Origin of the sequence: Pseudomonas entomophila, assembly GCF_029193575.1 — a bacterium.
GTDB classification, from domain to species: domain Bacteria; phylum Pseudomonadota; class Gammaproteobacteria; order Pseudomonadales; family Pseudomonadaceae; genus Aquipseudomonas; species Aquipseudomonas entomophila_G.
Genome location: NZ_JARGCS010000047.1, coordinates 255,303 through 273,790 on the forward strand (window position 1 = coordinate 255,303; position 18,488 = coordinate 273,790).

18 protein-coding genes are annotated in these 18,488 nt (G+C 65.1%); 10 read left to right on the plus strand and 8 right to left on the minus strand.

Annotated features, from left to right (window positions below):
• Positions 1–110 precede the first annotated feature (110 nt).
• A complete protein-coding gene (locus tag P0Y43_RS22650) occupies positions 111–524 on the minus strand; it encodes a hypothetical protein (protein ID WP_275639494.1) in 414 nt (137 codons plus the stop codon).
• A gap of 45 nt (positions 525–569) precedes the next feature.
• Entirely contained in the window at positions 570–983 is a 414-nt protein-coding gene (locus tag P0Y43_RS22655; RefSeq protein WP_275639495.1) for a hypothetical protein, read from the minus strand.
• A gap of 66 nt (positions 984–1,049) precedes the next feature.
• Here P0Y43_RS22655 and P0Y43_RS22660 point away from each other — a divergent pair, with 66 nt between their 5' ends.
• Positions 1,050–2,141 (plus strand): aminopeptidase, encoded by a 1,092-nt coding sequence (locus P0Y43_RS22660; protein ID WP_275639496.1) that lies wholly within the window; start codon positions 1,050–1,052, stop codon positions 2,139–2,141.
• A 30-nt stretch (positions 2,142–2,171) separates the two neighbouring features.
• On the opposite strand, the gene P0Y43_RS22665 is transcribed toward P0Y43_RS22660, so the two are convergent.
• On the minus strand, positions 2,172–2,822 hold the full coding sequence (locus tag P0Y43_RS22665) for an HAD family hydrolase (protein WP_275639497.1): 651 nt from the start codon (positions 2,820–2,822) through the stop codon (positions 2,172–2,174).
• 57 nt (positions 2,823–2,879) lie between these two features.
• Positions 2,880–3,422 (minus strand): gamma carbonic anhydrase family protein, encoded by a 543-nt coding sequence (locus tag P0Y43_RS22670; RefSeq protein ID WP_275639498.1) that lies wholly within the window; start codon positions 3,420–3,422, stop codon positions 2,880–2,882.
• Positions 3,423–3,525: 103 nt separating this feature from the next.
• Between P0Y43_RS22670 and prlC the strand changes: the two genes are divergently transcribed.
• From prlC to P0Y43_RS22695, 5 genes are all read left to right on the plus strand, one after another.
• Positions 3,526–5,577, plus strand: a complete 2,052-nt coding sequence (gene prlC, locus P0Y43_RS22675) for an oligopeptidase A (protein ID WP_275639499.1) — start codon at positions 3,526–3,528, stop codon at positions 5,575–5,577.
• Positions 5,574–5,852: a YheV family putative zinc ribbon protein gene (locus P0Y43_RS22680; protein WP_275639500.1), complete on the plus strand. Its 279-nt coding sequence runs from the start codon at positions 5,574–5,576 to the stop codon at positions 5,850–5,852. The genes prlC and P0Y43_RS22680 overlap by 4 nt, the downstream gene beginning before the upstream one ends.
• Positions 5,853–5,956: 104 nt before the next feature.
• Positions 5,957–7,012, plus strand: coding sequence for a PA0069 family radical SAM protein (locus P0Y43_RS22685; RefSeq protein WP_430540271.1), 1,056 nt, complete (start codon positions 5,957–5,959; stop codon positions 7,010–7,012).
• 292 nt (positions 7,013–7,304) lie between these two features.
• Positions 7,305–8,024 carry a carbonic anhydrase gene (locus P0Y43_RS22690; RefSeq protein ID WP_275639501.1) on the plus strand — a complete coding sequence of 240 codons (720 nt, stop codon included), beginning with the start codon at positions 7,305–7,307 and terminating at the stop codon, positions 8,022–8,024.
• A 190-nt stretch (positions 8,025–8,214) separates the two neighbouring features.
• A complete protein-coding gene (locus P0Y43_RS22695; RefSeq protein WP_275639502.1) occupies positions 8,215–9,744 on the plus strand; it encodes a SulP family inorganic anion transporter in 1,530 nt (509 codons plus the stop codon).
• 18 nt (positions 9,745–9,762) lie between these two features.
• Here the strand turns inward: P0Y43_RS22695 and P0Y43_RS22700 are convergent, their stop codons facing one another.
• From P0Y43_RS22700 to P0Y43_RS22715, 4 genes are all read right to left on the minus strand, one after another.
• Positions 9,763–11,334 carry a M48 family metallopeptidase gene (locus tag P0Y43_RS22700; protein ID WP_275639503.1) on the minus strand — a complete coding sequence of 524 codons (1,572 nt, stop codon included), beginning with the start codon at positions 11,332–11,334 and terminating at the stop codon, positions 9,763–9,765.
• 11 nt (positions 11,335–11,345) lie between these two features.
• Positions 11,346–11,708, minus strand: coding sequence for a hypothetical protein (locus P0Y43_RS22705; RefSeq protein ID WP_275639504.1), 363 nt, complete (start codon positions 11,706–11,708; stop codon positions 11,346–11,348).
• A gap of 33 nt (positions 11,709–11,741) precedes the next feature.
• The gene (locus P0Y43_RS22710) at positions 11,742–13,076 is read right to left on the minus strand and encodes a CHASE2 domain-containing protein (protein WP_275639505.1); all 1,335 of its coding nucleotides are present in this window, start codon (positions 13,074–13,076) and stop codon (positions 11,742–11,744) included.
• A gap of 96 nt (positions 13,077–13,172) precedes the next feature.
• Positions 13,173–13,823 carry a hypothetical protein gene (locus tag P0Y43_RS22715; RefSeq protein WP_275639506.1) on the minus strand — a complete coding sequence of 217 codons (651 nt, stop codon included), beginning with the start codon at positions 13,821–13,823 and terminating at the stop codon, positions 13,173–13,175.
• Between the two features lie 379 nt (positions 13,824–14,202).
• Here P0Y43_RS22715 and coxB point away from each other — a divergent pair, with 379 nt between their 5' ends.
• From coxB to P0Y43_RS22735, 4 genes are read left to right on the plus strand one after another with little or no spacing between them, the layout of a single operon-like run.
• On the plus strand, positions 14,203–15,330 hold the full coding sequence (gene coxB / locus P0Y43_RS22720; RefSeq protein WP_275639507.1) for a cytochrome c oxidase subunit II: 1,128 nt from the start codon (positions 14,203–14,205) through the stop codon (positions 15,328–15,330).
• 43 nt (positions 15,331–15,373) lie between these two features.
• A complete protein-coding gene (ctaD, locus tag P0Y43_RS22725; protein WP_275639508.1) occupies positions 15,374–16,963 on the plus strand; it encodes a cytochrome c oxidase subunit I in 1,590 nt (529 codons plus the stop codon).
• Between the two features lie 13 nt (positions 16,964–16,976).
• The gene (locus tag P0Y43_RS22730; RefSeq protein ID WP_275639509.1) at positions 16,977–17,543 is read left to right on the plus strand and encodes a cytochrome c oxidase assembly protein; all 567 of its coding nucleotides are present in this window, start codon (positions 16,977–16,979) and stop codon (positions 17,541–17,543) included.
• Positions 17,544–17,559: 16 nt separating this feature from the next.
• Positions 17,560–18,447, plus strand: a complete 888-nt coding sequence (locus tag P0Y43_RS22735) for a cytochrome c oxidase subunit 3 (RefSeq protein ID WP_275639510.1) — start codon at positions 17,560–17,562, stop codon at positions 18,445–18,447.
• The last annotated feature ends 41 nt before the right edge of the window (positions 18,448–18,488 follow it).

Sequence of the window (18,488 nt, forward strand, 5' to 3'; positions counted from 1 at the left end):
TTCGCTGGCCCGATCGCGGAGCGAGCCCGCTGCTTCAGGCGCACTGCCGTTTTCATGGGTAGCGGCGGCCTGTCGGCGCGGGCTTGCCTCGCGAGCGGGCCGCTGCGCGCTCAAGGAATGCAGAATATGTTGCTTGGCTCGTCCACCAGCACCTTGCGGCTGGCGTCGTACAGGAACACCTGCGGCTGCATCGCTGGCGCACGCGCCTCCAGGCGGTATCGTTCACCGGCCTTGAACTGGTCGTAGCGCACCGTCAGGTAGCAGGTGCGCTCGGTCGGATCGGTGGAGAAACCGCCGGCATAAATCTCGTAGTCGAAACGCACCACCAGCTCATGCCGCCCCGGCGTGAGCTGGAAGAAACGCCCGTCATTCAGGCGCTTGCCATCAAGCTTGTCGGCCATGATCGTGCGGCCGGGGGTGATGGTGTAGAGGTCGACCCAGGCCTGTTCCGGGTCTTTGGGCGGCAAGGGGCTGGCGCAGGCCCCCAGCGCACTGAGGGCGATCAGCATCATGGGCTGGCGCATGGTGAAACTCCGCTTGCGGTTCACAAGGTACAAGCATAGCGCCGATCAGGTGCGCTGGCAGCCCGCCGGCTCGCCGCGGCCCACCAGTTTTTGCTGTTCGTCGTACAGTTTCACCCAAGGGTTGAAGCCGATGCTGCCCGCTTGCAAGCGATAGCGCTGGCCGGCGCCGAAATCCTTGAAGGTGAGGTTCAGCTGGCAATCGCGCCACAGCGGCTCGGCGACCGGGCCGATGTTGCTCGGCGCCACCGGGAACTGGTAGCGCACGGTCAATTCGTGGCGGCCAGGCTGCACCTCGAAGTAGCGCGTGTCGGCCCAGTCGCGTTCGTCGACTTGCAGGGCATGCAGCGAGGTGTCGTCGTGGGGCGCGAGGTCGACCCAGGCCTGGTTCGGGTCCGGGTCTGGCAGGCTGGCGCAGCCGGACAACAGCACGAGCGTGCCAATGGCAAACAGTGTACGCATGGCGAAACTCCCCTTGGGCAAGATAGTCTTGAACGCACTGGCCATGAGCGAGATAGACAGCCTGCGATGTTTCGACTTTTTCTTTTCCGACGCTCACGCCCTGGGGCACTCGACCGCGTTCGCCGCGGGTTGGTTCCCGGGTTGGCCGCCTTCCTGCTGAGCGGTTGTGGCAGCGTCGGCTACTACGGCCAGCTGGCCGAGGGGCAATGGCAACTGCTGCGTGCCCGCCAGCCGGTCGAGCGCCTGCTGCAGGACCCCGCCACCGACCCCACCCTGCGCCAGCGCCTGCTGCAGGCCGAGCAGGCGCGGGTGTTCGCCAGCGAGCAGCTGAAGCTGCCGGATAACCGCAGCTACCGCGTCTATGCCGACCTGGGCCGGCCCTACGTGGTGTGGAACGTGTTCGCCACGCCGGAGCTGTCGTTGCAGCCCGTCACCCATTGCTTCCCCATCGCCGGTTGCGTGGCCTACCGCGGCTACTACCGCCAGGGGGCGGCACGGGGCGCGGCGGCGTTGCTGCGCGAGCAGGGGCTGGATGTCTACCTGGGTGGGGTGGAGGCCTATTCGACGCTGGGCTGGTTCGACGACCCGATCCTCTCGTCGATGGTCGGTTGGGGGGATGAGCGGCTGGCGTCGTTGATCTTCCACGAGCTGGCGCACCAGCGGTTCTATGTGCAGGACGACACGGCGTTCAACGAGTCCTTCGCCACCTTCGTCGAGCAGGAAGGCTCGCGGCAATGGCGCGTGGCGCGTGGGCTGCCAGCGGTTCATGAGACGGGCGCGCGGCAGCGTGAGCAATTCACCCAGCTGGTGCTGGCCACGCGGGAGCGGTTGCAGGCGGTGTACGCGGGGCCACTGGACGATGCCGGCAAGCGCGCGGCCAAGCAGGCGCAGTTCGAGCGGTTGCGGCAGGCGTACAAGGCGCTGCGCGATGGCCAGTGGGGCGGTGATCGGCGTTTCGATGCCTGGGTGTACGGGCCGATGAGCAATGCCAAGCTGCTGCCGTTCGGGCTGTATGACCAATGGGTGCCGGCGTTTGCGGCGTTGTTCCGGGAAGTGGGTGGGGATTGGACGCGGTTCTATGCGCGGGTCGAGGCGCTGGGGCGGTTGCCGGCGGATCGGCGCAAGGCCGAGCTGGCGAGGTTGGCTGGGCGACCGTAGGGGCCGCGTTGCGGCCCAAGAAGCCACCGCTCAAGCCCTGAGGAACGCCTCATGCAATTCGGCCAGGGTCTGGAAATGGAACGCCGGCGCCTCGGCCACCAGCTCCTCCCGGCTGCCGAACCCATACCCCACCGCCACCGCCTGCAGGCCATTGCTGCGCGCGCCGATCAGGTCATGCTTGCGGTCGCCGATCATCAGCGTCCGCGCCGGGTCCAGCCCTTCTTCGTCGAGCAGGTGGCGGATCAGCTCGACCTTGTTGGTGCGGGTGCCGTCCAGTTCGCTGCCATAGATCACCTTGAAGTGCCGGTCGAAGGCGAAGTGCCGGGCGATTTCACGGGCGAACTCCCAGGGCTTGGAGGTGGCGACGTACAGGGTGCGGCCCTGGGCGTTGAGGGCTTCGAGCAGTTCTGGCACACCGTCGAACACCTGGTTCTCGTACAGGCCGGTGACGCGGAAGCGCTCGCGGTAGAAGTTCACCGCTTCCCAGGCCTTGGCCTCGTCGAAGCCGTAGAACTGCATGAAGGCCTGGAGCAGGGGTGGGCCGATGAAGTGCTCGAGCCGGGTCAGGTCCGGCTCGTCGATGCCCAGCTTGGCCAGGGCGTACTGGATCGAACGGGTGATGCCCAGGCGTGGGTCGGTCAGGGTGCCGTCCAGGTCGAAGAGGATGTTCTGCTGGTGCATGCTGTTCTCACTGTGCAAAAAAGCGGCGCGCGCCGCCTGTGCGGGGCGGCGGCGTTGTCATTGGTCGTAGCCTTCGGCCAGGTGCTGGTCCTTGAGCTTCACGTAGTTGGCCGCGCTGTAGGGGAAGAACGCGCGCTCCTTGTCGGTCAACGCCCGCGCCTGCTTCACCGGGCTGCCCACGTACAGGTAGCCGCTTTCCAGGCGCTTGCCCGGCGGCACCAGGCTGCCGGCGCCGATGATCACCTCGTCCTCGACCACCGCGCCATCCATGATCGTGCTGCCCATGCCCACCAGGATACGGTTGCCCAAGGTGCAGCCGTGCAGCATGACCTTGTGGCCGATGGTCACCTCGTCGCCGATGATCAGCGGGAAACCGTCCGGGTTGAACGGCCCGGCGTGGGTGATGTGCAGCACGCTGCCATCCTGCACGCTGGTGCGCGCGCCGATGCGGATGCGGTGCATGTCGCCGCGGATCACCGTCAGCGGCCAGACCGAGCTGTCCTCGCCGATTTCCACGTCGCCCAATACCACCGCCGAACGGTCGACAAAGGCCCGTGGCCCAAGGCTGGGCGTGTGTTGCTGGAAGGTTCGGATGGCCATGATAGCGCCCCTCTTGAATGCCGATAGGCGGGCTGCCTGCTGCGGTCGGCGTCGATTGTAATTAAGATGGGCCTGTGTTTCCTCCTGCCAAGGTACCCAAACCGTGAGTGCGAACAATCCGCTTCTGCAGCCCTACGATCTGCCGCCGTTCTCGGCGATCCGTGCCGAACACGTGCTGCCGGCGATCGAGCAGATCCTGGCCGACAACCGCAAGGCCATCGCCGACCTCCTCGCGCAGCAGGGCAAAACCCCCTCCTGGGCCGGCCTGGTGCTGGCCATGGACGAACTCAACGACCGCCTGGGCGCCGCCTGGAGCCCGGTCAGCCACCTCAATGCGGTGTGCAACAGCAAAGAGCTGCGCGAAGCCTACGAGGCCTGCCTGCCAGCGCTGAGCGCCTACTCCACCGAACTGGGGCAGAACCGCGCGCTGTTCGAGGCCTACGAGGCGCTGGCCGCCAGCCCCGAAGCCGCGAGCTTCGACGTGGCCCAGAAAACCATCATCGACCATGCCCTGCGCGACTTCCGCCTGTCGGGCATCGACCTGCCGGCCGAGCAGCAGCAGCGCTACGCCGAGGTGCAGAGCCGCCTGAGCGAGCTGGGCAGCCGCTTCTCCAACCAGTTGCTCGACGCCACCCAGGCCTGGACCAAGCACGTCACCGACGAGGCTGCGCTGGATGGCCTGACCGACTCGGCCAAGGCGCAGATGGCCGCCGCCGCCCAGGCCAAGGGCCTCGATGGCTGGCTGATCACCCTGGAATTCCCCAGCTACTACGCGGTGATGACCTACGCCAACGACCGCGCCCTGCGCGAGGAGCTGTACGCCGCCTACTGCACCCGCGCCTCCGACCAGGGGCCGAATGCCGGCCAGTTCGACAACGGCCCGGTGATGCAGGAAATCCTCGACCTGCGCCAGGAACTGGCCGGCCTGCTGGGCTACGCCAACTACGCCGAGCTGAGCCTGGCGACCAAGATGGCCGAGTCCAGCGACCAGGTGCTGAGCTTCCTGCGCGACCTGGCCAAGCGCTCCAAGCCGTTCGCCGCCCAGGACCTCGCCCAGCTCAAGGCCTACGCCGCCGAGCAGGGCACTCCTGAGCTGGCCAGCTGGGACGCCGGCTACTTCGGCGAGAAGCTGCGCGAGCAGCGCTACAGCGTGTCGCAGGAAACCCTGCGCGCCTACTTCCCGATCGACAAGGTACTGTCGGGCCTGTTCACCATCGTCCAGCGCCTGTACGGCATCGAAATCGCCGAGCTCAAGGGCTTCGACGCCTGGCACCCGGACGTGCGCCTGTTCGAGATCAAGGAGAACGGCCAGCATGTCGGGCGCTTCTTCTTCGACCTCTACGCCCGCGCCAACAAGCGCGGCGGTGCCTGGATGGACGGCGCCCGCGACCGTCGCCGCACCGCCGCCGGCAGCCTGCAGAGCCCGGTGGCCAACCTGGTGTGCAACTTCACTCCAGCCGTGTCCGGCAAGCCGGCGCTGCTGACCCACGATGAAGTCACCACGCTGTTCCACGAGTTCGGCCACGGCCTGCACCACCTGCTGACGCGCATCGAGCATGCCGGCGTGTCGGGCATCAACGGCGTGGCCTGGGACGCGGTCGAGCTGCCCAGCCAATTCATGGAGAACTGGTGCTGGGAGCCCGAGGGCCTGGCGCTGATCTCTGGCCACTACGAAAGCGGCGAGCCGCTGCCCCAGGACCTGCTGGACAAGATGCTGGCGGCGAAGAATTTCCAGTCGGGCATGATGATGGTGCGCCAGCTGGAGTTCTCGCTGTTCGACTTCGAGCTGCACGCCACCCACGGCGACGGCCGCAGCGTGCTGCAGGTGCTCGAAGGCGTGCGCGACGAGGTGACGGTGATGCGCCCACCGGCGTACAACCGCTTCCCCAACAGCTTCGCGCACATCTTCGCCGGTGGTTACGCGGCGGGCTACTACAGCTACAAGTGGGCCGAGGTGCTGTCGGCCGACGCCTTCTCGCGTTTCGAGGAAGAGGGCGTGCTCAATGCCGAGACCGGCCGCGCCTTCCGCGAAGCCATTCTGGCGCGTGGCGGTTCGCGCGAGCCGATGGTGCTGTTCGTCGACTTCCGCGGCCGTGCGCCTTCCATCGACGCGCTGTTGCGCCATAGTGGCCTGAGTGAGGATGCGGCGGCATGAGCGAGGGCGTCGTGATCAAGACCAAGAAACGCTTCATCGCCGGGGCGGTGTGCCCGGCGTGCAGCGAGCCGGACAAGCTGATGATGTGGAACGAGGACGGCGTGCCGCACCGCGAGTGCGTGGCCTGCGGCTTCACCGATACCCTCAACGAACAGGGGCTGTCGGTGCCGAAGGAGCTGGGCACGCGGGTCAACCAACTGGCGCCGAAGGCGGCGCCGGCCAAGGTGCAGGCGGTGCAGTTCTTTCCCAATCCGAAGCTGAAGAAGCCGGAGTGAGGCATTTGGGGCGCGCAACGGCCCTATAAACCGCCCACCGGCACTGGCCTAAACGAGAAACCCGGATTACTGTATATAAATACAGTCATTCGGGTTTTTTCATCATGACGCCAACGCCTATTCGCGGCCGTGGCACCGCCACCAACCCGCACAACCGCTTCGCCCCGCGCCAATCGGTGGCCGAGGACGACGGCTGGCACCAGGAAGTCCCGCTCACCCAGGGCACCGAGGTGCGCATCGAGACGGCCAAGAGCATCATCAGCCGCAACGACTCCCCCGACCTGCCCTTCGACCGCGCCATCAACCCCTACCGCGGCTGCGAGCACGGCTGCATCTACTGCTATGCCCGCCCCAGCCACGCCTATTGGGACCTCTCCCCCGGCCTGGATTTCGAAACCAAGCTGATCGCCAAGACCAACGCCGCCGAGGTGCTCGAACAGCAGTTGAGCAAGCCGGGCTACACCTGCGCGCCGATCAACCTCGGTTCCAACACCGACCCGTACCAACCCATCGAACGCGAACAGCGACTGACCCGGCGCCTGCTCGAAGTGCTGCTGCGCTACCGTCACCCGGTGACCCTCGTCACCAAGGGCTCGTTGGTGCTGCGCGACCTCGACCTGCTGGCCGAGCTGGCGCGGCACAACCTGGCGCGGGTGATGATCAGCCTGACCACGCTGGATGACGAGCTCAAGCGCACCCTCGAACCCCGCGCGGCGGCACCCAGGGCGCGCTTGCGGGCGATCCGCGTGCTGCGTGAGGCCGGGGTGCCGGTGGGTGTGCTGTGTTCGCCGATGATCCCGATGATCAACGACAGCGAGCTGGAGCATTTGCTGGGGGCGGCGAAGGAGGCTGGGGCGCAGAGCGCGGCGTACATGCTGCTGCGCCTGCCACGCGAGGTGGCGCCGTTGTTCGAGCAGTGGCTGCACGACCATTACCCGCAGCGCGCGGCCCACGTGCTGAGCCTGATCCGCCAGAGCCGGGGTGGCGAGCTGTACGACAGCCGTTTCGGTGCGCGGATGCGTGGCGAGGGGGTGTTCGCCGAGTTGCTGGCGCAGCGTTTCGCCAAGGCGACGCGGCGCCTGGGGTTCGAAGGACGTGAGGCGTTGGCGCTGGATTGCACGGCGTTTTGCCCGCCGGGAAGGCAGATGGGGCTGTTCTGAGCACCAAGGCCGATACCGACACCTCAATCACACTCATGAAAGCCACGAATTTCATTCTGGGCTATTGGCGGTTGATGCTTTTTTGCTATTATCGAATTCCCGCCCAGATGACCTGGAACGCCCGTTCTAGAGCCTCCGAATTCAGTTTCAGTTAAGTTTTCCCCGGTAGCGTAGGAAATCAGTCAGCAGCGACTGTGATTAATGGCCTGTGCGTGTCATCTAATTCTCCGCATAGCCAGAATCTTTCCCCGGTAATATGGAACTTACCTACAAACCGTCAAGAGGATGAATCATGCCCGTCAAGGACCCATCCAAGCCCGTTCCGGCTGCTCCCGCCGAGAGCGCCGATGCCGCCCTGAAGCACATCGTCGACGGCTTCCTGAAGTTTCACCATGACGTCTTCCCCGAACAGCAGGAGCTGTTCAAGAAGCTCGCCACCGCGCAAAAGCCGCGCGCCATGTTCATCACCTGCGCCGACTCGCGCATCGTCCCCGAACTGATCACCCAGAGCTCCCCGGGCGACCTGTTCGTGACCCGTAACGTCGGCAACGTCGTGCCGCCCTACGGCCAGATGAACGGCGGCGTGTCCAGTGCCATCGAGTACGCCGTGCTGGCACTGGGTGTTCACCACATCATCGTTTGTGGTCACTCTGACTGCGGCGCGATGCGTGCGGTGCTCAACCCGCAGTCGCTGACCAAGATGCCGACCGTCTCCGCCTGGCTGCGCCACGCCGAAGTGGCCCGCACCGTGGTCGAGAACAACTGTACCTGCGCCAGCGAGCACGAAAGCATGCAGGTGCTGACCAAGGAAAACGTCATCGCCCAGCTGCACCACCTGCGCACCCACCCCTCGGTGGCCTCGCGCCTGGCGGCTGGCCAGCTGTACATTCACGGTTGGGTCTACGACATCGAAAGCAGCCGCATCGAAGCCTATGATGCCGCCAGCGACAGCTTCCTGCCCCTGGCCGCGGGCGAGCCCGTGCCCTGCGCTACCCCGAGAGGCCGCTACTAAGCGACCCGTCCACCCGAAGAAACCTTGAATAGCCGGCTGCGCCCCTGAGGCGCGGCACGGTCTTCGGCTGCCTTGAAATCCCCTGCCCACCCTGCCGGCGCACGCCGCTGGCGGCCCGCGCCTGCGCGCAATCCAGGGGGCCCCCGTGCTTTCGGCCAGAGGAATGGCCTTGAAACAGAAAAGGAGCGTTATGGTGAACAAGACACAGATCAAAGCGGCCCTGCCGCGTGAGTTGCTGGCATCGGTTGTGGTCTTCCTGGTCGCCTTGCCGTTGTGCATGGGCATTGCGATCGCCTCGGGCATGCCGCCGGCCAAGGGCCTGATCACCGGGATCATCGGTGGCATCGTGGTGGGCTTCCTGGCGGGTTCGCCGCTGCAGGTCAGCGGCCCGGCGGCGGGCTTGGCGGTGCTGGTGTTCGAGCTGGTGCGCCAGCACGGCATGGCCATGCTCGGGCCGATCCTGTTGCTGGCCGGGGTGCTGCAACTGCTGGCCGGGCGCTTGCGCCTGGGGTGCTGGTTCCGCGTCACCGCACCAGCGGTGGTGTACGGCATGCTCGCCGGTATCGGCGTGCTGATCGTGCTTTCGCAGGTGCACGTGATGTTCGACAGCGCGCCGCAGCCGTCGGGCGTCGACAACCTGCTAGGTTTCCCCGCCACCCTGCTCTCGGCGCTGCCGCTGGAAAGCGCCGGCAGTGGCTGGCAGGCTGGCGCCCTGGGCCTGGGTACCATCGCGGTGATGTGGGGCTGGGAGCGCTTCAAGCCGCAACGCCTGCGCTTCGTGCCGGGTGCGTTGCTGGGCGTCGCGGCGATGACCGCGCTGAGCCTGTGGCTGGCGCTGCCGGTGAACCGCGTGCAGGTGCCGGCAGACCTGTCCGAGGCCATCGATTGGCTGCGCCCGGACGACCTGCTCAAGCTGGCCGACCCGACCCTGCTGGTGGCCGCCTTCGCCCTGGCCTTCATCGCCAGTGCCGAGACCCTGCTGTCGGCCGCGGCGGTCGACCGCATGCACAGCGGCCAGCGTTCGGACTTCGACCGCGAGCTGTCGGCGCAAGGGGTCGGCAACATGCTGTGTGGCGTGCTGGGTGCATTGCCGATGACCGGCGTGATCGTGCGCAGCTCGGCGAACGTCCAGGCCGGTGCGCAAACGCGCTACTCGGCGATCTTCCACGGCCTGTGGCTGCTTGCCTTCGTGGTCGCCTTGAGCAGCGTGCTGCAGCAGATTCCGGTAGCCAGCCTGGCCGGGGTGCTGGTGTACACCGGGGTCAAGCTGGTCGACCTCAAGGCCCTGCGCAGCCTCGGCCGCTACGGGCGCATGCCGATGCTCACCTACGCGGCGACCGCGCTGGCGATCATCTTCACCGACCTGCTCACCGGTGTGCTGCTGGGCTTTGCCCTGACCTTGCTGAAGCTGGCATTCAAGGCGGCGCGCTTGAAGATCAACCTGGTCGACCTGCCCAAGCCGGGGCACATGGAGCTGCGCCTGAGCGGTGCGGCGACCTTCCTCAAGGTACCGGCGCTGACCCAAGTGCTGGAAAGCGTGCCAGCGGGCACTCACCTGCACGTCCCCTTGGCGAACCTCAGTTACATCGACCACTCGGTGCTGGAGTTGCTCGAGGACTGGGGGCGTGCAGGCCGGGCGGCTGGCTCGCGGTTGTCCATCGAGCAACGAGGGCTCAAGCGTCGGATCGAAGGCCGCCTGCGCAAGGCCGTACAGGTCTGAGGCCTGGCAGCCCGCGTCTCAGGCAGACTTGGGCACCAGCTTGCGGCAGCCCTCCTTGCGGCTCGGGTACTGCTCGCATTTGCGCAACACCTGCTGCACCTGGTCAGTGGCCTCGAGTTGACGGTTGGCCAGGAGCTTTTCAGTGATGAACAGCTCCTCCGACCCGAGGTTGCGCTCGGCCTTGTCGATCATGGCCAGTGCGGCCTGTGGGTCACGATTCCTGAGGTGGTGGCCAATGATCAGGTCGTAGATCGACGGGCTGGCCAGTGACCAATCCTGAATCGCCTGCAGGTCGGCCAGTGCGGCGCGGTTATTGCCCTGGGCCATGTGCAGGGCGAATGCTGCGCGACGGATGCCGGGCTGGTTGCCGACCGGAGAGGCCAGGGCTCGGCTGACAAAGGCTTCGGCTTCCCGGGGCTTTTTCTGGTCCAGGGCGCTGGTGGCCGCGTAGGCGTCGCGGTAACCCTGGAGTGCGCGTTGCACCGAGGCCGAGTCACGCACCTGCGGCCAGCTACGGCGGTTCACGCGCGCTTGTGTCTGTGGCTTGTACTCACGTTGCAGGTACTGGCGCAGTTCCTCATCGCGCTCGAGCGGCGACATGTGCGAGCGCGTCAGGTACTGGCCGGTGGAGGTGATGGCCGTCCCCAGCCCCTGATTGAGCAAGGTCTGCAGCTCCTGGGTGGTGCGCTTGAGGTCGAGCTTGTTCAGCGACTCCTTCATGGCGACCTGGCGCTCCTGCAGGAAGCCCGCCAGCAGAGGTTTTTGCTTGCCCTGGAAGTCGTTCAGCCGCTGCAGGCTGACACTCGATGCGCGGGGGGCGTAACCGGCACTGATCATCAGGTCGGCGCCGAGCAGGTCGGCCTGGTCCTCCTGGGTACGGCCCCAGGCGGTGCTCCAGACGTTATCCGAGAAGCTGTTGGCCAGGGAGGTGTAGAGCACCGTGTTACCGATGCTTTTCTGGGTGCCGGCGGGGTCCTTGCTGAAGAATCTGCCGGTGTCCTTGTTGAGCCCCGTATTCTTGGCCACGGTGGCGATCACTACCGTGGTGGTGATGTTGTTCAGCAGTTGCTTCTGTTCCTGGAACGCTGCCCGACGATCATGATGGCGCAGTAGCACATGGCTCATTTCGTGGCCGAGCATGGCCGCGATCTCGTCCTCGCTCTCGACGTTGTCGAGCATGCCGAGCGGCACGAACAGGGTGCCGTAGGGGTCGGCGGAAGGGCCGAAGGCGTAGCTGTCGACGATACGCACCTGCAGGTTTGGCGCCTGCCCTGGCCAGCCCTTGGCCAGGCGGGTGACGATGGCTTGCAGGTAGGCCTCGAGCTCCGGGATCTGCACCAGGTTTTGCTGACGGATTTCGTCTGCCGGCAGGGCCCGGCCATCGAAGCTCAGGCGCAGCTTCCCGGCGCGCTGCGGGTCCAGGCGGTAGTACTGGCGCACGTCGGCCTGCTCGAGATAGCGGCCATCCAGGCGTGACTGGGTGGACGGGCCCACCAGGTTCATCAGCGCGGCATTGGCGCCGTTGACCGTCTGGCAGCCGCTGAGCAAGAGCGAGGCCGCGACCGGCAACGCCGCGATGAGGCCTTTCACAGCGACCCCGTTCACTTCTTGCACCCGGAGCCGAAGCCGATGGTGGCGTTGTTCTGGTGATCGTCCGGCAGGCTGCCTGGCAGCTTCTGGCACGGCAGCTTAACCACGTTCAGCGGTGGGTTCACGCGCACATCCATGGTATCCAGCCAGACCTTCTGGCCGGCCAGTTCGACCTGGATCAGGTCCAGTTCCTTGTTGTAGTCGAGCACCGGCAACGCCTGTTGCGGCAAGCTGCTGCGGGCCACGTCGCGTTGTGTCTTGCCCTGGTCGTCCAGCACCGCCACCGGGTCGGCGAGAAACGCCTCCACCATGGGTGCGGCCAGCAGGCTGTGGCTGAACAGTGCCGATAGCAGGAAAACGGAAGTCTTGCGCATCTCTGGGCTCCTTGAGTCGAAATTCCGTAGGGTTCAGGTCCTGTTGGCGAACAAGGCCTGAAAGCGTGTGCTGAACAATGTGAGGGAAAGCAGCGACAGGCCGAACACGTTGGCGGGTGTGTAGTTCTTCAGCCACAGGGCTGTGGTGAGGACCACCAACAGGCCGAACACCAGCGCCCAGGCGGCCAACGGCGCGATGCGTGGTCGGCGCGGTTGGCCCATGAACGAGCGGTTGAACAGAGGGGCGTCGAGCGTACCCTTGAGGTGGGCGATGAGTGCGAGTAGCAACAACTCGATCACGTCCAGCACATCCAGCTTGGCAATACCGAACTCGGCCAGGTCGGGCGTCGAGCGGTAGTAGTCCATGCCCCAGTTGACCAGGTTGTCCAAGGCCATCGCATGCACGTACACCCCCGCGAGCTTGCCGTGCAGCGGTGACAGCGTGACATCGCCGGTGCCGGCGATACGTGCGCCGACCAGCACCAGCTTGCCTTGCAGCAGCTGCCTGAGCAGTGCCTGGTCATCGCTGTCGGTGGCTTCCAAGGCGCTGGCCGACACCGTCAGGGTGTAGGTGCAGTTGGCTTGGGCGTTGTTGCCGAGCTTCCAGAACACCGCCTGCAGGAACTGATCGGCCAAGCCTGGCAGGGTGCAGTCGCCGAGATCGAAGGCCTGGCCTTGCAAGGGAGACGGGCGAAGGCCCCATTGCACCGCGATGTCCGGGCGCTGCGCGGCGGCTGTGGCATCGCTCGGCAGCGAGGCGCAGTCATGCCGGCGGCAGTACTCGCGGTAAAGCTTGAGCGCTGGCGTTTCCATCGGCCCCAGCCCGGTTTGCACGGCCAGGGGGTACTGATTGCCGTGGTCGCTCCAACTGACCAGCGCAGGGGTGCTGACTTCGGCGAAACGCGGCAGGGTGTTGATGGCGTCTTCGGCGTCCGGTGGCGTGCCATTGTTGGCGAGAAACAGCGCAATGCCCTGGCGTTGGTAGCGTTCGAACACGTTGGCCAGCAACTGGCTCTCCATGCCTGGCGCTTGGCCGGGCACGGCGCGGGAGTGATCATGGGTGTACAGCAAGTCGACGAACACCGCCCCCGGCTTGTAGGCGAGCAGGCGCTTGAACAGCTTGCTCTGTTCGCTGTAGGGCAGTGGCCAGAAGGTCTGGTTGCGTAGCAGGTAGGCATCGTCGATCAACACCACCACCACCTGCTGTTGGCCCTTGTCGGAATAACCGCTGGCGAGCAGGCGGTTCAGCCAACTGGCGGAAGCCTCGTCGGTGGAGGTGGAGATCCCGAACGGGTCCAGCAGGGCGACCAGGGCGACCGCGAAGGTGAACAGGATTTGGCGCAGCGAGAATCGCGAGAGCTTGAGCATCCATGCCTCAGGTCTATGACTAGAGGCATTTTGACATCATTCCTGAAGGGCCGAAAGGGCCATACGCGGCCCTGTCGGTGTCCGATGATGGCGCGACTACGCCAACGTTTGCGGCAGGGCGAGATCGACACTCAGCTGTCGCGACAGGCACGGCCAGCGTTTCCACGCCATACCGGTCGCAGGGCTGCTCAAGGCCTCGCGATAGGCTTCCACCGATTCCACGGCAAAGCTTTCGTCGTCGAGCATCTCCTCCACCGAGTGGTGCACCACTTCATCCAACTGGTTGGCGAATGCCTCGCCGATCAATTGGTGGGCGATCAGGTTGGCCACGGTGGTGTCCACCGGGATCAACGGTTGCTGGAAATGGCGGATGTACAGGTCGTTGACCTCCTCGACCAGACGGTGCGCCAGGTAGGCCTCGTCCAGCAGGCCATCGAGGCCCTCGTGGCCTTCCATGACGCTCGGTGGATGCAGGAAATAGGCTTCGGCGATCTTCAGCACGGGTTTGATCTGCGACTCGATACCCGCCTCGCGGGCGACCGTGTTGGCAGCCTCCAGCAGTTCCGGAACCTGGTCGATGTAGGCGGCGACGAAGCGTGTCAGGGTACCCTGGGCGTCCTGCTGGGGCAGTTGGATCGAGCGGTGCAGGTGCGGCAATTGTTGCTCGAGGCGATGTTTCAGTTGGCCTGTGCGGCGCTCATGTTGATGGGCAAGGACGATCAACTCGCGTACAGCAGCGATGTTCATGACAACTCCAGGGACAAGGCGTTACAAACGGAAGACACTAAGTTAGCTCGCTTCCTGAAACGCTTAAGACGCATTTGTTATAACCCGGAGGCACTTGTTCCTTCGGGTTATATCAAAGTGCCATCATTATGCCAAAACCGCTCAAGCTCAATCCTTTCAGCGATTATCCGGGTTTTCGTGAAGTTGATTTCATGGGCGTCATTGCGTGCCATTGGTCGGTGTCTATACTCGGGTTGAAACGTGATTCGTTGATGAGGCCCGACTGCCTGTGCAGGGGGCTCGGTCGTCGAAGCCAGGCAGTCTTGGCCACCGTTCCCAACCTAACGTCGTAAGGTCGTCCACGCCTCCGGGACAACAAGAACGATAAGGGGAACCCGCAATGATGCGACATCCACATGTCTGGATGGGCCTCCTGCTGTGGTCGATGTTTGGTCAGGCGAATGCCGCCTGGACCGTGAACATGTCACCGGGGGCGACGGACGTCTCCCACGCCGTGTTCGACCTGCACATGACCATCTTCTGGATCTGCGTGGTCATCGGCATCGTGGTGTTCGGCGCGATGTTCTGGTCGATGGTCATCCACCGCCGCTCCACCGGCCAGGAACCGGCGCACTTCCACGAGCACACCTGGGTGGAAATCCTCTGGACGGTCGTGCCCTTCCTGATCCTCGTGGCCATGGCCATCCCAGCCACCAAGACCCTGATCGACATCTACGACGCCAGCGAATCGGACATCGACATCCAGGTCACCGGCTACCAGTGGAAGTGGCACTACAAGTACCTGGGCCAGGACGTGGAGTTCTTCAGCAACCTGGCCACCCCCGCCGAACAGGTGCGCAACCAGGCGCCCAAGGACGAGCACTACCTGCTCGAGGTCGACCAGCCGCTGGTGCTGCCGGTCGGCGCCAAGGTGCGCTTCCTGGTCACTGCCGCCGACGTCATCCACTCCTGGTGGGTGCCGGCCTTCGCGGTCAAGCGTGACGCCATCCCCGGCTTCGTCAACGAGGCCTGGACGCGCGTCGAGAAGCCCGGCATCTACCGCGGCCAGTGCACCGAGCTGTGCGGCAAGGACCACGGCTTCATGCCGGTGGTGGTCGAGGTCAAGTCCAAGGCCGACTACGACACCTGGCTCGGCGAGCGCAAGGCCGAGGCGGCCAAGCTCAAGGAACTGACCAGCAAGGAGTGGACGCTCGAGGAACTGGTCGAGCGTGGCGACAAGGTCTACCACACCACCTGCGTGGCCTGTCACCAGGCCGAAGGCCAGGGCCTGCCGCCGATGTTCCCGGCGCTCAAGGGCTCGAAGATCGCCATCGGGCCCAAGGAGGACCACCTGGGCATCGTCTACCACGGCAAGCCCGGCACGGCGATGGCCGCGTTCGGCAAGCAGCTCTCGGAAGTCGACATCGCCGCAGTGGTCACCTACGAACGCAACGCCTGGGGCAACAACAAGGGTGACATGGTCACGCCCAAGGACGTGTTGGCGCTCAAGCAGGCGGAAAGCAAATGAACCGGTGCCCGCGTGACATCCCGCAACGTGCAGGAGACAGGACATGAGTGCAGTGATCGACGACCACGCCCACGGCCATGACCACGCTCACGGCCCGGCCAAAGGCCTGATGCGCTGGGTGCTGACCACCAACCACAAGGACATCGGCACGATGTACCTGTGGTTCAGCTTCGCCATGTTCCTGCTCGGCGGCTCGTTCGCCATGGTGATTCGCGCCGAGCTGTTCCAGCCCGGGTTGCAGATCGTCGAGCCGGCGTTCTTCAACCAGATGACCACCATGCACGGGCTGATCATGGTGTTCGGCGCGGTGATGCCGGCCTTCGTCGGCCTGGCCAACTGGATGATCCCGCTGATGATCGGCGCGCCCGACATGGCCCTGCCACGGATGAACAACTTCAGCTTCTGGCTGCTGCCGGCGGCCTTCCTGCTGCTGGTCTCGACCCTGTTCAGCCCCGGCGGCGGGCCGAACTTCGGCTGGACCTTCTACGCCCCGCTGTCGACCACCTACGCGCCGGCCAGCGTGACCTTCTTCATCTTCGCCATCCACCTGATGGGCATCAGCTCGATCATGGGCGCGATCAACGTGATCGCCACCATCCTCAACCTGCGCGCCCCGGGCATGACCCTGATGAAGATGCCGCTGTTCGTCTGGACCTGGCTGATCACCGCGTTCCTGCTGATCGCGGTGATGCCGGTGCTGGCCGGCGTGGTGACCATGATGCTGATGGACATCCACTTCGGCACCAGCTTCTTCAGCGCCGCCGGCGGTGGCGACCCGGTGCTGTTCCAGCACGTGTTCTGGTTCTTCGGCCACCCCGAGGTGTACATCATGATCCTGCCGGCGTTCGGCGCGGTCAGCTCGATCATCCCGGCGTTCTCGCGCAAGCCGCTGTTCGGCTACACCTCGATGGTCTACGCCACCGGGGCGATCGCCTTCCTGTCGTTCATCGTCTGGGCGCACCACATGTTCGTGGTCGGCATCCCGGTGGTGGGCGAGCTGTTCTTCATGTACGCCACCATGCTGATCGCCGTGCCCACCGGGGTGAAGGTGTTCAACTGGGTGAGCACCATGTGGCAGGGCGCGATGACCTTCGAGGCGCCGATGCTGTTCGCCATCGCCTTCGTCATCCTGTTCACCATCGGCGGCTTCTCCGGGTTGATGCTGGCCATCGCCCCGGCGGACTTCCAGTACCACGACACTTACTTCGTGGTCGCCCACTTCCACTACGTGCTGGTGCCGGGGGCGATCTTCGGGATCTTCGCCTCGGCCTACTACTGGCTGCCGAAATGGACCGGGCACATGTACGACGAAACCCTCGGCAAGCTGCACTTCTGGCTGTCGTTCGTGGGCATGAACCTGGCCTTCTTCCCCATGCACTTCGTCGGGTTGGCCGGCATGCCGCGGCGCATTCCCGACTACAACCTGCAATTCGCCGACTTCAACATGGTCTCGTCGATCGGGGCGTTCACCTTCGGCGCCACGCAGATCCTGTTCCTGTTCATCGTCATCAAGTGCATCCGTGGCGGCGCGCCGGCCCCGGCCAAGCCCTGGGATGGCGCCGACGGGCTGGAATGGTCGGTGCCTTCGCCGGCGCCGTACCACACCTTCCAGACCCCGCCGGACGTGAAGTAGGGAGGCCGCCGACATGGAAGGCGTGTCGCTCAAGCGCCTGGTGCGGCGCCTGCTGCTGCTGACGGTGGTGATGTTCGCCTTCGGCTTCGCCCTGGTGCCGATCTACGACGTGATGTGCCGGGCGTTCGGCATCAACGGCAAGACCGGCGGGCAGTACGAGGGCAGCCAGGTGATGGACCCGTCGCGCACGGTGCGTGTGCAGTTCATGTCGACCAACGCCAGCGACATGGTCTGGGACTTCTACTCCAGCGCCGACCAACTGGAAGTGAACCCCGGCGCGGTGAACCAGATGATCTTCATCGCCCACAACCCGACCGACCGGCCCATGAGCGCCCAGGCGATACCCAGCATCACCCCGGCCGAGGCCGCGGCGTACTTCCACAAGACCGAGTGCTTCTGCTTCACCCAGCAGATCTTGCAGCCCGGTGAACGCATCGAGATGCCGGTGCGCTTCATCGTCGACCGCGACCTGCCGGCCACGGTGAAGCACCTGACACTGGCCTACACCTTGTTCGACATCACCGCTCGCCACCCGCCGGTCGCGCACGTCGCGGCCCAGGACGTCCAGGGCGCCCGTTAAGGGAAGGAGAACAGCAATGGCAAGTCACGAGCACTACTACGTCCCGGCGCAGAGCAAATGGCCGATCATCGCCACCATCGGCCTGTTCATCACGGTGTTCGGGCTGGGCACCTGGTTCAACGACCTCAAGGCCGGCCACCCGGAATCCCACGGGCCGCTGATCTTCTTCGTCGGCGCGCTGTTCCTGGCGTACATGCTGTTCGGCTGGTTCGGCGCGGTGGTCAAGGAGAGCCATGCGGGCTTGTACAGCGCGCAGATGGACCGCTCGTTCCGTTGGGGCATGAGCTGGTTCATCTTCTCCGAGGTGATGTTCTTCCTGGCCTTCTTCGGCGCGCTGTTCTACGTGCGGGTGCTGGCCGGGCCTTGGCTGGGCGGCGAGGGCGACAAGGGCGTGGCGCACATGCTGTGGCCGAACTTCGAGTTCGTCTGGCCGCTGCTGCACACCCCCGACCCGAAGCTGTTCCCGCCGCCGAAGGAAATCATCAACCCGTGGCACCTGCCGCTGATCAACACCATCCTGCTGGTCAGCTCCAGCGTGACCATCACCATCGCCCACCACGGCCTGCGCAACAACCACCGAGGGCAGCTCAAGCTGTGGCTGGGGCTGACCATCCTGCTCGGGCTGTCGTTCCTCGCGTTGCAGGCCTACGAGTATTACGAGGCCTACGTGCACCTGGGGCTGACGTTGGGGTCGGGGATCTACGGCGCGACGTTCTTCATGCTCACCGGCTTCCACGGGGCGCACGTGACCCTGGGGACCTTGATCCTGATCGTGATGTTCGTGCGCGTGCTGCGCGGGCATTTCAACCCGGACAAGCATTTTGGCTTCGAGGCGGCCAGTTGGTATTGGCACTTCGTGGATGTGGTGTGGGTGGGGTTGTTCATCTTCGTGTACGTGCTCTGACCACCCCACAAAACCTGTAGGAACGGGCTTGGTGGTGTGAG